General features: G+C 41.4%; 13 protein-coding genes. All 13 read left to right on the top strand.

All coding sequences use genetic code 11. The annotated features are described in order from the left end of the window. Positions 1 to 4: 4 nt before the first annotated feature. Positions 5 to 1,240: an NADH-quinone oxidoreductase subunit D gene (locus B3P16_RS14410; protein ID WP_286843374.1), complete on the top strand. Its 1,236-nt coding sequence runs from the start codon at positions 5 to 7 to the stop codon at positions 1,238 to 1,240. Next, on the top strand, positions 1,233 to 1,754 hold the full coding sequence (gene nuoE / locus B3P16_RS14405; RefSeq protein ID WP_286843373.1) for a complex I 24 kDa subunit family protein: 522 nt from the start codon (positions 1,233 to 1,235) through the stop codon (positions 1,752 to 1,754). The genes B3P16_RS14410 and nuoE overlap by 8 nt, the downstream gene beginning before the upstream one ends. A 1-nt stretch (position 1,755) precedes the next feature. Next, positions 1,756 to 3,111 carry an NADH-quinone oxidoreductase subunit NuoF gene (nuoF, locus tag B3P16_RS14400; protein WP_070560976.1) on the top strand — a complete coding sequence of 452 codons (1,356 nt, stop codon included), beginning with the start codon at positions 1,756 to 1,758 and terminating at the stop codon, positions 3,109 to 3,111. Positions 3,112 to 3,141: 30 nt separating this feature from the next. Further along, a complete protein-coding gene (locus tag B3P16_RS14395) occupies positions 3,142 to 4,161 on the top strand; it encodes a 2Fe-2S iron-sulfur cluster-binding protein (RefSeq protein ID WP_286752819.1) in 1,020 nt (339 codons plus the stop codon). Between the two features lie 8 nt (positions 4,162 to 4,169). After that, positions 4,170 to 5,210 (top strand): NADH-quinone oxidoreductase subunit NuoH, encoded by a 1,041-nt coding sequence (gene nuoH / locus B3P16_RS14390; protein ID WP_286843370.1) that lies wholly within the window; start codon positions 4,170 to 4,172, stop codon positions 5,208 to 5,210. 13 nt (positions 5,211 to 5,223) lie between these two features. Continuing rightward, the gene (locus B3P16_RS14385; protein WP_070560982.1) at positions 5,224 to 5,733 is read left to right on the top strand and encodes a NuoI/complex I 23 kDa subunit family protein; all 510 of its coding nucleotides are present in this window, start codon (positions 5,224 to 5,226) and stop codon (positions 5,731 to 5,733) included. A gap of 11 nt (positions 5,734 to 5,744) precedes the next feature. Next, the gene (locus tag B3P16_RS14380) at positions 5,745 to 6,242 is read left to right on the top strand and encodes an NADH-quinone oxidoreductase subunit J (RefSeq protein WP_070560985.1); all 498 of its coding nucleotides are present in this window, start codon (positions 5,745 to 5,747) and stop codon (positions 6,240 to 6,242) included. Continuing rightward, the gene (gene nuoK / locus B3P16_RS14375; RefSeq protein ID WP_046673084.1) at positions 6,242 to 6,571 is read left to right on the top strand and encodes an NADH-quinone oxidoreductase subunit NuoK; all 330 of its coding nucleotides are present in this window, start codon (positions 6,242 to 6,244) and stop codon (positions 6,569 to 6,571) included. The genes B3P16_RS14380 and nuoK overlap by 1 nt, the downstream gene beginning before the upstream one ends. 18 nt (positions 6,572 to 6,589) lie before the next feature. Next, positions 6,590 to 8,512 (top strand): NADH-quinone oxidoreductase subunit L, encoded by a 1,923-nt coding sequence (gene nuoL / locus B3P16_RS14370; protein ID WP_070560989.1) that lies wholly within the window; start codon positions 6,590 to 6,592, stop codon positions 8,510 to 8,512. A 14-nt stretch (positions 8,513 to 8,526) separates the two neighbouring features. Next, positions 8,527 to 9,969, top strand: a complete 1,443-nt coding sequence (locus tag B3P16_RS14365) for a complex I subunit 4 family protein (protein WP_286843369.1) — start codon at positions 8,527 to 8,529, stop codon at positions 9,967 to 9,969. A 17-nt stretch (positions 9,970 to 9,986) separates the two neighbouring features. Beyond that, positions 9,987 to 11,363: an NADH-quinone oxidoreductase subunit N gene (locus tag B3P16_RS14360; RefSeq protein ID WP_286843368.1), complete on the top strand. Its 1,377-nt coding sequence runs from the start codon at positions 9,987 to 9,989 to the stop codon at positions 11,361 to 11,363. Positions 11,364 to 11,555: 192 nt separating this feature from the next. Then, on the top strand, positions 11,556 to 14,030 hold the full coding sequence (locus B3P16_RS14355) for a DUF5686 family protein (protein ID WP_286769233.1): 2,475 nt from the start codon (positions 11,556 to 11,558) through the stop codon (positions 14,028 to 14,030). A gap of 5 nt (positions 14,031 to 14,035) precedes the next feature. Further along, a complete protein-coding gene (locus B3P16_RS14350) occupies positions 14,036 to 14,815 on the top strand; it encodes an enoyl-CoA hydratase/isomerase family protein (protein ID WP_286843367.1) in 780 nt (259 codons plus the stop codon). Positions 14,816 to 14,842 lie beyond the last annotated feature (27 nt).

The raw sequence follows: 14,842 nt of genomic DNA, 5'->3' as shown, positions 1-14,842 counted from the left end.
CGATATGAGCGAATTTATAAGCAAGATAACAGCTAATCAGCCTGTCTTTGATGATAATGATCCACAGGATGAGCTGATTACCCTAAATATTGGTCCCACACATCCGGCTACGCACGGTGTATTTCAGAATGTCGTGCAAATCGATGGTGAACGGATTGTTAGCGGAGTTTCCACGATTGGCTATATTCACCGTGCATTTGAGAAAATTGCTGAACATCGGCCTTTTTATCAAATTACGCCTTTGACCGATCGTCTAAATTATTGCTCGTCTCCAATCAATAATATGGGCTGGCATATGACCGTTGAAAAACTACTCAAGATCGAGATTCCTAAGCGGGTGCAGTATATGCGTGTTATCGTCATGGAGCTTGCCCGTATTGCAGATCATATTATTTGTAATGGTATTTTGGGAGTAGATACGGGGGCTTTTTCGGGCTTTTTGTATGTGATGCAGGAACGCGAGTTTATCTACGAAATCTTTGAAGAAATCTGTGGCGCTCGCCTGACAACGAACATTGGTCGTATTGGAGGCTTCGAACGTGATTTCAATGCTATAGCCTTTGAGAAAATACGTGAATTTCTAAAACGCTATCCTCCGGTATTGCAAGAGTTTGAAGAGTTGTTTGTTCGTAACCGCATTTTTATTGAGCGGACTTCAGGCGTTGCTGCTGTCACAGCGGAAGATGCGCTGGATTATAGCTGGTCTGGTCCTATCTTGCGGGCTACCGGCGTAGATTATGATGTGCGTGTTCAGAACCCTTATTGTTCCTACGATGAGTTTGATTTCGACGTACCTGTTGGCACGACAGGCGATGTATATGACCGTTTCATGGTTCGAAATGCCGAAATGTGGCAATCACTTCGCATTATAGAGCAGGCATTAGCGAAAATTGAGAAAGAACCTAAAGGCGTTTTCCATGCAGAGGTTCCTGATTTCTATTTACCGCCGAAAGAACAGGTGTATACCAATATGGAGGCTCTAATCTACCATTTTAAAATCGTCATGGGGGAGGTGGACACACCAAAAGCCGAAGTCTATCATGCCGTCGAAGGGGCAAATGGGGAACTTGGTTTTTATCTGATTCATGACGGTGGACGGTCACCTTATCGTCTTCACTTTAGGAGACCTTCTTTTGTCAATTATCAAATGTTCGCGCCAATGAGTGCAGGAATGTTGATTTCAGATGCCATTATAAATATGAGTAGTCTTAACGTTATAGCTGGAGAATTAGATGCTTAGTGTAAAACAACATAATGAAAATGTATCGTTTTCTCCAGAATTGTTAGCCAAGTTTGGAGAAGTGGTAAGCCGTTACCCCGAAGGAAAGCAAAAATCAGGCTTATTGCCCATTTTACATCTGGTTCAGGCGGAATATGGCTGGGTAAGCGCAGATGCGATGGATAAGGTTGCTGTTTACCTGAATATATTGCCTATTGAGGTGTATGAGGTGGCAACCTTCTATACCATGTTCCTGTTGCAACCTAAAGGAAAATATGTACTGGAGATTTGTCGTACCGGACCTTGTTGTTTGGTCGGTGCAGAGCGTATCATGGGGCATTTAGAGCAAAAGCTCGGCGTAAAGGAAGGTCAGGTCACCGCTGACGGGCTTTTCTCTTGGCGGGGTGTAGAATGTTTGGCCGCCTGTGGTTTTGGACCAGTCTTACAGATCGGCCCTGAATATACATTCTATGAGAATCTGACAGAAGATAAAGTCGACGAATTGATTGATAATTTAAAAGCTAAAACAGAATAATATGGCACGTAAACTTTTGTTGACTCATATCGATGTTCCTGGCATCAATACCTTTGAGGTCTATCGACAAAAAGGTGGTTATGTTGCTGTTGAAAAAGTAGTAAAAACAATGTCTCCTGAGGATGTTGTTGAAGAGGTTAAGAAGTCCGGATTACGTGGACGTGGGGGAGCTGGTTTTCCTACTGGGATGAAATGGTCCTTTTTGGCTAAACCTGAAGGGGTGCCACGCTATTTGGTCTGTAATGCCGACGAGTCTGAACCAGGAACATTCAAAGACCGTTATTTGATGACGCACATCCCACATGCGCTCATTGAGGGAATGATCGTATCCAGCTTCGCCTTAGGAGCTCATACATCGTATATCTATGTGCGTGGAGAGATGATGCCGCAGATCAGAATTCTGGAGCGTGCCATTGCTGAAGCCAAGGAAAAAGGTTTTTTGGGTAAAAATATTTTAGGTTCGGGCTATGATCTGGAGATTTATGTTCAACCTGGAGGTGGAGCGTATATCTGTGGTGAGGAAACAGCTTTATTAGAATCTTTAGAAGGTAAACGGGGTAATCCGCGTATTAAACCACCTTTTCCAGCGATAGCAGGTTTATATAACTGCCCGACAGTGGTGAATAATGTGGAGTCTATTGCGACCACAGTGCCCATTATCAATTTGGGCGGTGAAGAATATGCTAAAATCGGCGTGGAGCGTAGTACCGGGACAAAATTAATTTCCGCTAGCGGAAATATTGTAAAACCAGGGGTCTATGAGATCGAACTCGGTCTGCCTGTGGAAGAGTTTATTTACTCGGATGAATATTGTGGTGGTATTGCCAATGGGAAACGAATGAAAGCTGTCGTAGCTGGAGGCTCTTCGGTTCCAATCCTACCCGCTAACTTGATCTTGAAAACTGCGGCAGGAAATAGCCGGCTGATGACTTATGAGTCATTGGCGGATGGTGGTTTCCAAACAGGGACAATGCTCGGGTCGGGTGGTTTCATCGTATTTGATGAGGATCAGTGCGTGGTGCGTAATACCTGGAATTTTGCGCGTTTTTATCATCATGAAAGCTGTGGGCAGTGCTCGCCTTGTCGTGAAGGAACGGGTTGGATGGAGAAGGTGCTGCATAAGATCGAGAGTGGTCACGGCTCGATGTCAGACATTGATTTGCTGTGGGATGTGCAGCGAAAAATTGAAGGGAATACAATTTGTCCATTAGGGGATGCGGCAGCATGGCCTGTGGCAGCAGCAATAAGACATTTTAGGGATGAATTTGAATGGCATATTCTTCATCCGGAAGAGTCACAAACACGGAATTATGGACTGGCACATTATGCTGATCCTTTACAACCAATAGTATCATAATAGAAGCTGTAACGATAAATTAATTATATCATGGCAGAAGCGGAAGATGTAAAGTTTAAGGTCACCATCGATGGTATACCGGTAGAGGTTGCTCCTGGGACAAGCATATTAAATGCAGCGAGACAGATCGGTGGCGATATAGTCCCTCCGGCAATGTGTTACTACTCCAAACTGGAGGGAAGTGGCGGTAAATGTCGTACCTGTTTGGTCAAAGTCTCCAAGGGATCTGAAAAAGATCCGAGGCCGATGCCCAAACTGGTGGCTTCTTGTCGTACGACGGTGATGGACGGTATGGAAGTACAAAATATTACTTCGCCAGAGGTGGTGGAAGCAAGAAAAGGTGTTGTTGAAATCTTATTGATCAATCATCCCTTGGATTGTCCAATCTGCGATCAGGCTGGTGAATGTAAATTGCAGGATCTTGGGTATGAACACGGCAGCGCTAATACACGCTACGAATTCGATCGTCGTACCTTCGAACGAATTGATCTAGGCGATAAGATCCAATTGCATATGAACCGTTGTATCTTATGTTACCGTTGTGTTTATGTCGCCAATCAGTTGACCGACCAACGTGTACATGGTATCCTAGGAAGAGGAGATCACGCCGAAATATCGACTTATATTGAAAATGTCATCGACAATGATTTCTCCGGAAATGTTATTGATGTTTGTCCTGTGGGAGCTTTGACGGATAAAACCTTCCGTTTCAAGAACAGGGTATGGTTTACAAAGCCTGTCGATGCACATCGCGATTGTCCGACATGTTCAGGTAAAGTAACCTTATGGTATAAGGGAGAAGAAGTCATTCGGGTAACTGCTCGAAAGGATGAGTTTGGTGAAGTGGAAGAATTTATCTGTAATACCTGCCGCTTTGATCAGAAAAAAACAAGCGATTGGATTTTGGAGGAACCAACAGAAATAGATCCACATTCTGTTATTTCTGCCAATCACTACGAGTTATTTAATCCGCCAAAAGTCATTAAAGAAAATCCAATATTGCAGGAACAAAATCGGGAACAGTTAGCTAGAACGGAAAAATTGAAATAATCACAAACATGGAGTGGTCTTTTGTCATAGAAAAATTAATACTGGTGTCTGTTATTTTTGTTGTCACCCTGGTGATTGCGATGTATTCGACACTTGCTGAGCGTAAAATTGCAGGTTTTATGCAGGATCGATATGGTCCTGACCGGGCTGGTCTATTTGGTATCTTGCAACCGCTTTGTGACGGTGGTAAATTCTTCTTTAAGGAGGAAATTATCCCAGCAGGGGCACACAAAGTTCTTTTTATCCTAGGGCCTACCATCGCTATTATAACGGCCTGTATTAGCTCGGCGGTTATCCCTTGGGGGCAGGAATTGCAAATTGGGGGGCGGGTCGTTTCCTTGCAGGTGGCCGATATTAATGTTGGTATATTGTATATGTTTGGTGTGATTGCATTAGGTGTATATGGTATTATGTTGGGCGGCTGGGCTTCTAATAATAAATTCTCGCTTATGGGGGCTATTCGTGCAGCATCACAGAGCATCAGTTATGAGATCGCCATGGGACTTTCAATTATCGCTTTATTGATGGTGACACAAAGTCTCTCCTTAAAGGAAATCGTTGCGCAGCAGTCGGGTTTTGTCAATTGGAATATCTGGGCGCAGCCGCTAGGGTTTATCATTTTTATGGTCTGTGCTTTTGCCGAGTGTAATCGGGTTCCTTTCGATTTACCGGAATGTGAGACAGAGCTTGTCGGTGGTTACCATACGGAGTACTCCTCCATGAAATTGGGCCTTTATATGTTCTCCGAATACATCAATATGTTTGTTTCTTCGGCGCTCATGGCATCACTTTATTTTGGCGGTTATAATTTCCCTTTTATGAATGATCTGGGATGGTCGGCCAATATGATCACGATCATCGGGGTGGTGGTATTCTTCATTAAAATATTGCTGTTTATCTTTTTCTTTATGTGGGTGCGTTGGACTTTACCACGTTTCCGCTACGATCAATTGATGAATCTGGGCTGGAAGATGCTGATTCCATTGGCGATTGCCAATATTGTACTCACAGGTGTATTTACATTGATTAAAGATACTTATTTCTCATAAGAAAGGACTTTTTATGCAACTAACCAATCGTAAAAAAGTAATTGAACAAAAACCGATGACATTTTCGGAAAGAATATACTTTCCGGCTATTATCAAAGGTTTGCGCATTACATTAAGGCATTTTTTTAAGAAAATTCCAACCATTAAATATCCGGAGGAAATAAGACCTTATTCGAAAAACTTCAGGGGGCAGCACTCGCTCAAACGTGATGAGGAAGGGCGTGAGCGCTGTACAGCCTGTGGATTATGTGCTTTGTCCTGCCCGGCAGAGGCGATTACAATGACTGCCGCCGAGCGGAAAAAAGGTGAAGAGAATCTTTATCGCGAGGAAAAGTATGCGTCGGTATATGAAATCAATATGTTGCGTTGTATTTTCTGCGGTCTATGTGAAGAGGCCTGTCCTAAAGAAGCGATTTATCTGGATGGACCGCATGTGACAGCAGATTACCTACGTAAGGATTTTATCTATGGAAAAGATAAATTGGTAGAACCAACTTTTGATATTACCAAATTAAAGAGCTAAACCAGGAAATTATGACAGTATTTTATTTTGTAGCCTTCTTGTCTATTTTCTTTGCGCTGCTGACCATTTTTACAAAAAATCCTGTACACAGTGTACTGTATCTGGTCATTACGTTTTTTACGTTTACAATACATTATATTCTTTTGAATGCACAGTTTTTGGCTGTGGTGAATTTCATCGTATATATGGGAGCCATCATGGTGTTGTTTTTATTTGTACTGATGCTGCTCAACCTGAACAAGGATACCGAACCCATGAAATCCAATCTGGTTAAGTTTATGGGTGCTATCGCCGGTTGTTGCCTATTGGTGACTTTCTTCGGTGTATACCGCGTATTTGACATTTCTAATCCCTTAACTGTTGTTAATCCGGAAATAGGGTTGGTTAAGAATCTGGGTAAGGTGTTGTTTAACGAATTTTTGCTTCCTTTTGAGTTATCATCATTATTGTTATTGACAGCAATGATTGGAGCAATATTATTAGCTAAGAAAGAACCTAAACAAATCTAATGGAAACAGTTGTTCAACAGTTGCAGGGGGTGCCAATAAATCATTATCTGATTTTTTGTGCGATTATTTTCGTTATTGGTGTTATCGGTGTTCTTATTCGCCGTAACGTCATTATTATTATGATGTCTATTGAATTGATGCTGAATGCGGTGAATCTTCTTTTAGCTGCTTTTTCAGTGCAGCATGGCGATTCGTCAGGACAGGTCTTCGTCTTCTTTATCATGGCATTGGCAGCGGCAGAAGTTGCCGTAGGCCTAGCGATTATTATTATGGTATATCGGAATACGAAGTCTGTGGATATCGATTCCTTAAATAAACTTCGTTGGTAGAACTTAGAAATAAATACGATGAGTGAATTAGTTTGGTTGATTCCCCTTTTGCCCTTAATCGGGTTTATTGTGAACGGATTGGGTAGGAATGCCTTCTCCAAAGGTATGATAGGTGCTGTTGGCAGCGCTGTAGTGCTTATTTCTTTTGTATGCAGCTGTATTCTTTTCTCCGAAGTCTACCAAGCGAGGCAAGCTGGACAAGCAGGTATTATAGAACAACATGTATTTGACTGGATTGCGGTGGGCAATCTCAAGATCGGTCTGTCCTTTTTGGTAGACCCACTAAGTGCCATCATGCTCCTGATCGTTACAGGGATTGGTTTCCTTATCCATGTCTATTCGATTGGTTATATGCATCATGATCATGGATTTGGTAAGTTCTTCGCCTATTTGAATCTCTTTATCTTTTTTATGTTGCTATTGGTATTGGGATCCAATTACCTGGTCATGTTCATCGGCTGGGAAGGTGTAGGGCTATGTTCTTATTTATTGATCGGCTTTTGGTATAAGAATAGTTCGTATGCGAATGCGGCAAAAAAAGCATTTGTGATGAATAGAATAGGTGATTTAGGTTTTCTACTTGCGGTATTTTTAATCCTTGGAACTTTTGGATCCTTAGAATTTTCAACTGTATTTCCTGCGGCCAAGAATTTTGCTGTTGGTGATATCACAGTCGTTAGCATTACCATTTTGTTGTTTATTGCTGCAACAGGTAAATCGGCGCAGATACCTTTGTTTACTTGGTTGCCAGATGCCATGGCTGGCCCAACCCCCGTGTCGGCCCTGATTCATGCGGCAACGATGGTTACGGCCGGTATCTATATGATTGCACGTTCCAATGTACTGTTTATCCTTTCACCGTTTACCTTGCAGCTCATTTCTGTGATCGCTATTTGTACAGCCCTATTGGCTGCTGCAATAGCATTGACACAAAATGATATTAAGAAAGTATTGGCTTATTCCACCGTTTCACAATTGGGCTATATGTTTCTTGGCCTTGGTGTCGGAGCATTTACGGGAGCGTTTTTCCATGTATTGACGCATGCCTTTTTCAAAGCCTTACTATTCCTGGGGGCGGGATCTGTTATACACGGTATGAGTGAAGAACAGGATATGCGAAAAATGGGAGGCTTGAAGAAAGCAATGCCTATTACTTATCTGACGATGTTGATGGGGACAATCGCGATTGCAGGAATTCCACCCTTCTCCGGCTTCTTTTCCAAAGACGAAATATTGGCAGGGGCATTTGCTGCGAGTCCAGTTTTATGGGGTTTAGGTTTTATTGGTGCATTAATGACGGCTTTCTATATGTTCAGGATGTTGTTTATGACCTTTTCTGGAACATTCCGTGGTACGGAAGAGCAAAAGCATCATTTGCATGAATCTCCAAAGAGTATGACAGTGCCACTCATTGTATTGGCTATACTTTCTGTGATCGGAGGAGTGATCAATTTACCAGCTGTTTTGGGTGGTAACCATTGGCTTGAGGATTTCCTGACGCCAGTGTTTTCAGAGGGAAAAGCGATAATGCCTGCAACTCATCATTTGGAACATAGTACGGAATATTTACTCATGGGCATTTCTGTTGTTGGAGTATTGATTATGGTTGCTTTGGCTTTTCATAAATACGTTAAACGACAACAGCTACAGGAAGAGGGCGAAGGTACGCGTGGTTTCTTGGGCAATCTTTCTTACCATAAGTTTTACGTGGATGAGCTCTATGATAGCATCATTGTACGTCCCATCAATTGGCTCTCGGCTTTCTTCGGAAATGTCGTGGATCAACGTGGTATTGACGGTGTTGTTAATGGGGCCGGTAAGGCAACATTTGATACGGGAAAGGTATTGCGTTTGCTCCAGAATGGTAATGTTGGTTTTTATTTATTGATGATGGTAATTGGGGTGATTGCCATTTTCATCTATGGATTGTTGAGTCTTTAATTTTGGTGTAATCGATGGATAACTTGTTTTTACTTATTTTATTGCCGTTAATAAGCGCATTGATTCTAACGTTCTTAAAGACCAATGCTGCAAAGTCTATTGCCTTGATTTTATCATTACTGTCTTTGGCTTTGACTATTCCGTTCCTCTGTACTTTTGACGCAAATGGCGGAATGCAATTTGAACAAAATTGGCTATGGATTTCTTCGTTGCATATTCATTTTCATATCGGCGTTGATGGAATTAGCTTGCCGTTGATCTTATTGACAAATGGATTGATGCCTTTAATCATTGCTACAACCTTTAAGAAGGAGTATAAAGGAAACTTTTATGCATTAATGGCTTTTATGCAAGCGGGCTTATTGCTCGTATTTATGGCCCTGGATGCTTTTACTTTTTATGTGGGTTGGGAGATTGCCTTGATACCGATTTATTTTATTTGCGCGCTTTGGGGTGAAGGAGATCGTATTCGCGTAAATTTGAAATTTTTTATTTATACTTTTTTGGGTAGCCTTTTGATGTTGATCGGTATTCTTTATCTCTATCAACAAGTGCCCAACCGTGATTTTGAATGGACCTCATTTATTGCCTTAGATTTGGGAGAAAATACGCAGCGGTGGTTATTTTGGGCATTTTTTGTCGCTTTCGCCATCAAAATACCAATTTTTCCTTTTCATACTTGGCAACCCAATACGTATACAAATGCGCCAGCGGCAGGCACGATGTTGTTGGCAGGTATCATGCTCAAAATGGGGGTTTACGGTTTAATGCGTTGGCTATTGCCTATCGCACCAACTGGTGTTGCGCTGTATGGGCATTTTGCAATGATCTTATGCGTTATTGGGATCGTTTATGCTTCCATTATCGCAATTAAACAGGACGATGTGAAGCGATTGATCGCGTATTCGTCAATAGCCCACGTTGGCTTAATTAGTGCCGGTGTCTTAACATGGAATACGAATGGCCTGAGTGGAGCAACTATTCAAATGTTAAATCACGGTATTTCTGTGATCGGGCTTTTTTATGTGTTGGATATTATACAGCAGCGCACACAGACACGTAGTCTCACAGCGCTTGGCGGAATAGCAAGCAAGGCGCCTCGTTTGGCCATCTTCTTTATGATTATTTGTATGGGGGCAGTGGGTTTACCATTAACGAATGGATTTATTGGTGAGTTTTTATTATTGAAAGGCGTTTTTCAGTATGGATTTTGGTTTGCTGTTTTCGCGGGTTTAACCTTAATTCTGGGCGCAGTTTATATCCTTAGGCTTTACCAAGGAACGATGTTGGGGGAAACGACCGAAAAAACTGTACAATTTGAAGATGTAAAAGGAACGGAACTTATTGTATTGACAGTTGTCTCCGTCTTGATCCTTTATATTGGTATATTTCCTAATTTCCTATTGAACCTTTCTGCAGGTTCCGTGGAAGTTTTAAGTACATTTTTAGGCAGATAATAGATATATTTAATTGTATGGGTGCAATAATTACACTTTCGATATTAGCATTAGTCGTCCTTTATCTTGGTTTATTCAAGATGAAATCTATGCTACTGCCTGTTTCTATTCTTGGCTTCTTGGTCGCTATTGGTTTTTTATGGAATGATTGGACTTCGACCAGTGGACCGCTCTATAGTGGGATGGTTCATTTTGATCATTTTGCTATTGCTTTCTCAATCTTATGTATCGCAGTTACCTTGTGCATCTTTGTCATCTCAAAGGGCTATTTTGATGAGGAGGGACAAATTGCGGAATACTATTCCTTATTAATTTTCTCCCTTACAGGTGCTGTTCTTGTGAATAGTTATCATAATTTTTCAATGCTTTTTTTAGGTATTGAAATTATGTCTGTAGCGCTTTACATTTTGGTCGGTATACGTAAAAGAGACAAAGCATCAAATGAAGCTGCATTGAAGTACTTTTTGATGGGGGCTTTCTCTACGGGCTTTCTATTGTTTGGTATTGCCCTTTTGTACGGTGCCACAGGATCATTTGATTTAAGTGAAATCAAAGACTATGTTGTCAATAACCCGCAGGCAATTTCACCGTTGTTTTATGGGGGTATATTGCTTCTCATTGTAGGACTGACGTTCAAAGTGGGCGCTGTTCCCTTTCATTTTTGGACACCAGATGTTTATGATGGGGCTCCGATATTGATTACGAGTTATATGAGCACCGTGGTTAAAGTTGCTTCTTTTGCTGGATTGTTACGTTTATTCAGTTATAGTCTATTGCCTTTACAAGATTTTTGGACGCCGGTTTTCTTAGTGATCGCCATTCTCACCTTATTTGTTGGAAATATTTCTGCATTAATGCAGTCTTCCTTCAAACGTATGCTTGCTTATTCGAGCGTTTCGCATGCCGGGTATATGTTATTTGCGATTGTAGCAGTTGGGGCTACCTCGGCTAATAGTATCTTTGCTTATGGCCTTGCCTACTCTCTAGCCACCATTGTTGCTTTTACAGGATTGATCCTAGTCAAGAAAACGACCGGTTCTGAACATTTTGAAGCTTTCAATGGCCTGGGCAAACGAAATCCTTTGCTAGCATTTGCCATCACGATAGCAATTCTTTCTCTTGCGGGTATACCACTGACAGCTGGATTTATCGGTAAGTTTATGATGTTTTCTTCTGTTATGGAAAATTATCATATTGTTTTGCTTGTATTGGCTGTAATCAATGCAGGAATTGCAGTGTATTACTACTTGAAGGTTGTTGTTGCGATGTACTTTAGAGACAGTGACGAATCCTGTGTCAATGTACAGTGGAATTATTCATTTGTGTTATTCCTTGCCGTAGCGCTTACAATCTTAATTGGGGTATATCCAGACTGCCTTTTAAAATTAATATAAAGTTTCTGTTAAAATACTTGTTGTTTATTAGAGCATGGCGATTTCGCTGTGCTTTTTTTATTTTTATTGGTATAACTCTTGCATACAAATTGTATATTGTAAAAAAGAAATCCTATCAAATTGCAGATGGCGTTTAAAGTGTGTGTTAAATCTTTTTCGATTCGTGTTTTAAGTGTGTTACTATTCTTCTGTATGGGTGGAAAAGTAATTGCACAGGACTTTATTCGTGGAAAGGTCATTGATGCACAAACAGGCAAGGGTATTTCAAGGGTTTCAATTAACTGGCTTGATGGAGATAGCGGTGGTAGCAGCGATACCCTTGGGTTTTTTAAGATTCTGGATATCAAGAAATACAGACAGCTTGTCTTTGGAGCGGTGGGGTATGAGCGGCGTACGGTGGATGTTCGTCGTTTACAGGATTCAATGCTGACCGTGCACTTAATTGCCTCAAATAACACATTAGAGGAGGTCGTGGTTAATCGAAAAAACAAAAAAACCAAAGATCCTGCTATAGCACTGATTGAACAGGTTATTGCACATCGACCACAAAATCATTACACCCGCATACCTGAAATTCGTTTTGATGAGTATGAAAAGACACAGTTTGGTTTTGTCAATCCTGAAGATAAAGCGAAGAAATTTCCGAAACCATTCCGATTCCTCTTTGAAAATATAGATTCTACCGCTTTTCGGGGGCAAACCATTGCACCCTTTTATTTGGAAGAAAACTATGCAAATGTCTATTCATCCCATAATCCAGATCGTAGTAAGAAGATTGTCATCAGCCACAACCAGACCGAATTAAATCCACGCTTTTTTAACAATGACAATTGGCAGACGCGGTTTCAAACGATACTCCGTGATGTTGACCTCTATGATAATACAATTCAGATCACAAACAAAGGAGTCTTGAGCCCAATTGCTGCAGGTGCTACAGCGTTTTATAGGTACAAAATTCAAGATACGGTCAAGATCGAAGGCAAGGATTATATTGAGCTCCATTTTGAAGGTAAATCGGCTATTGATCTGCTCTTCTACGGTGATCTTCTGATCTCAGATGATACAAGGTATGCTGTTCATAGCGCAACTTTGAATATCGGACGTTCTGCAAATATCAATTGGATCAATGACGTGCAAATAGATCTCAGCTATAGTGAATTTAAAAATGGTAGCATGCTCCCTGTTCGTGCAGATCTAAAAATGTTATTTGGTGGGAGCAAGTCAGATGTATTGTATGGACGCAGGGAAACCCAATACCTGGGATATCGCACAGATTCTATTTCGAATGAGAATTTTGCTGGTGTACCAGTTGAAAAGAGGTATCTCCTCCAGTCCGCACCGAAGGTACCCATTGTAGGGGTTAGACCAACTCCGTTAAGCCATGCTGAATTAGGAGCCTATCAAAAGGTTGATTCGGTACAGAATATGCGTTCTTTTAATCAGTTGGTCGCATTGGGTTATTTGTTAGCAAAGGGATATTATAATGCCGGGAAAGTTGAATTTGGTCCACTGGAATATCTTTATAGCCGCAATAATTACGAGGGCAATCGTGTGCGCCTGAGTGGTCGGACGACGCGTTTATTTTCGGAAAAAGCCTACATTGAAGGATACACAGCCTATGGCGATAAGGACAAAGAGCTAAAGTACTACCTGAGTACGGCATTTACTTTAAATGGAGAACGTATTGTTCAGTTTCCGGCAAATTATTTACGCTTTACAGTACAGCATGACGTCATGGAACCGGGGCGAGGTTTGGGTTTTTTAAAAGGGGATGGTTTCTTCCGTTCTTTTGGGAAAAACAGGCCTAATAAATGGCAATTTAATGATATCTATCGTATCGATCATCTGATCGAATTTGGGAACCATGTTAGCGTAGGAACGGCGTTTACGCATACCCGCAGACAACCGCGCGCTGACTTGTTTTATATTAATAGTCTACCTTTACCTGATACTGTCCGACAAGTCAATACAAATGACCTACAGCTGATTTTACGTTGGGCTCCGAATGAAGAATTTACTTATCATAATCTCGACAGAGGAACCGTAGAAAACAAATATCCCATTTTTACCCTGCAATATAATAAAGGACTGAAAGGATTTTGGGGCGCAGACTATAGTTATGATGCATTACGCTTTAGCATTTTCAAACGACTATTTTTATCCCCAGCGGGGCAGGCGGATTTTGAGTTTTCAGGAGGAAGAATTTGGGGGAAACATCTGCCTTATACCTTACTGGAGCTCCCTGATGTCAATAGAGATAAGCAGGGACCGTTGGTGAATTTTGACTTGATGGCTACCTCGGAATTTGTTTCAGACCAGTTTTTGAAACTGACCTATTACCACAACTGGAATGGTTTCTTTTTCAATAGAATTCCGTTGTTCAGGCGGTTAAAATGGCGTGAAGTGACGGGATTTAAGGCTTTTTATGGAAAGTTAAGCGATGCCAACAACCCCTTTGTAACACCCGAAAATATTCAGTTTGAAGCGGACAAAAATGGTATTATCCAAACAAAAGCAGTGCGTAACAAACCGTATGTAGAAGGGCTAGTGGGGGTGGATAATATCTTTAAATTGATTAGATTAGAGTATAAAAAGAGATTAAGCTATAGTGGTGGTGAAGGCATACCTTCTGATACCTTTACAGCATCCTTACATTTTAATTTTTAGCAATTATGGTCCAATATTCAAATTTAAATTATGTGATTAAAGATAGCATCGGCTATGTTATCATTAATCGCGAACCCCAGCTGAATGCGTTGAATCAGGAAACCCTTGACGAATTGCAAGATATCTTCATGCATTTCAATTCCGATGACCACGTAAGAGGTATTATCCTGACAGGCGCTGGGCTTAAAGCATTCGCTGCAGGGGCAGACATTAAGGAATTTATGGATTTATCTGTAATTCAAGCACGGTGGCTCAGTGAACGAGGACATATTATTTTTTCGGACCTTATTGAAGGTTCTCCGAAGCCAGTTATTGCTGCAATAAATGGGTATGCTTTAGGCGGAGGGCTGGAGATGGCTTTAGCCTGCCATATTCGTATAGCGTCTGACAATGCAAAAATGGGACTGCCGGAGGTTTCTTTGGGACTGATTCCGGGCTATGGTGGTACGCAGCGTTTGCCCAAGTTGATCGGAAAAGGACAGGCTATGCAAATGATTTTAACGGGTGATATGATCGACGCGCAGCGAGCCTATGAACTAGGATTGGTCAATGAGGTGATCGCACAGGATAAACTAATTGCCCGTGCGGAGGAAATACTCCATAAGATATTTACGCGCTCTCGCGTTGCAGTGGCAAATGCTATTACTGCTATTAACGCTGTTGAAGATAAACAACAAAATGGGAATAAGGTGGAAATGGATGCTTTCGGACATCTGTTTGGAACAGAAGATTTCAAAGAAGGTGTTTCCGCATTTTTAGCGAAAAGGACACCCAATTTTGAATAATGCCGCTGTACTTCGTGAAACGCCATA

It is taken from the genome of Sphingobacterium sp. UBA7631 (assembly GCF_002483935.1).
GTDB classification, from domain to species: Bacteria; Bacteroidota; Bacteroidia; order Sphingobacteriales; family Sphingobacteriaceae; genus Sphingobacterium; species Sphingobacterium multivorum.
The sequence above is the reverse complement of the archived record's forward strand: the minus strand, read 5'-3'. Positions and strand labels throughout refer to the sequence as shown.

What these genes read in the sequence shown, in the direction of transcription:
- nuoL (WP_070560989.1), top strand. Translation starts at nt 6,590, where the DNA reads ATGAGTGAATTAGTTTGGTTGATTCCCCTTTTGCCCTTAATCGGGTTT.
- B3P16_RS14355 (WP_286769233.1), top strand. Translation starts at nt 11,556, where the DNA reads ATGGGTGGAAAAGTAATTGCACAGGACTTTATTCGTGGAAAGGTCATT.
- B3P16_RS14380 (WP_070560985.1), top strand. Translation starts at nt 5,745, where the DNA reads ATGACAGTATTTTATTTTGTAGCCTTCTTGTCTATTTTCTTTGCGCTG.
- B3P16_RS14410 (WP_286843374.1), top strand. Translation starts at nt 5, where the DNA reads ATGAGCGAATTTATAAGCAAGATAACAGCTAATCAGCCTGTCTTTGAT.
- B3P16_RS14350 (WP_286843367.1), top strand. Translation starts at nt 14,036, where the DNA reads ATGGTCCAATATTCAAATTTAAATTATGTGATTAAAGATAGCATCGGC.
- B3P16_RS14360 (WP_286843368.1), top strand. Translation starts at nt 9,987, where the DNA reads ATGGGTGCAATAATTACACTTTCGATATTAGCATTAGTCGTCCTTTAT.
- nuoH (WP_286843370.1), top strand. Translation starts at nt 4,170, where the DNA reads ATGGAGTGGTCTTTTGTCATAGAAAAATTAATACTGGTGTCTGTTATT.
- nuoF (WP_070560976.1), top strand. Translation starts at nt 1,756, where the DNA reads ATGGCACGTAAACTTTTGTTGACTCATATCGATGTTCCTGGCATCAAT.
- B3P16_RS14395 (WP_286752819.1), top strand. Translation starts at nt 3,142, where the DNA reads ATGGCAGAAGCGGAAGATGTAAAGTTTAAGGTCACCATCGATGGTATA.
- nuoE (WP_286843373.1), top strand. Translation starts at nt 1,233, where the DNA reads ATGCTTAGTGTAAAACAACATAATGAAAATGTATCGTTTTCTCCAGAA.
- B3P16_RS14365 (WP_286843369.1), top strand. Translation starts at nt 8,527, where the DNA reads ATGGATAACTTGTTTTTACTTATTTTATTGCCGTTAATAAGCGCATTG.
- nuoK (WP_046673084.1), top strand. Translation starts at nt 6,242, where the DNA reads ATGGAAACAGTTGTTCAACAGTTGCAGGGGGTGCCAATAAATCATTAT.
- B3P16_RS14385 (WP_070560982.1), top strand. Translation starts at nt 5,224, where the DNA reads ATGCAACTAACCAATCGTAAAAAAGTAATTGAACAAAAACCGATGACA.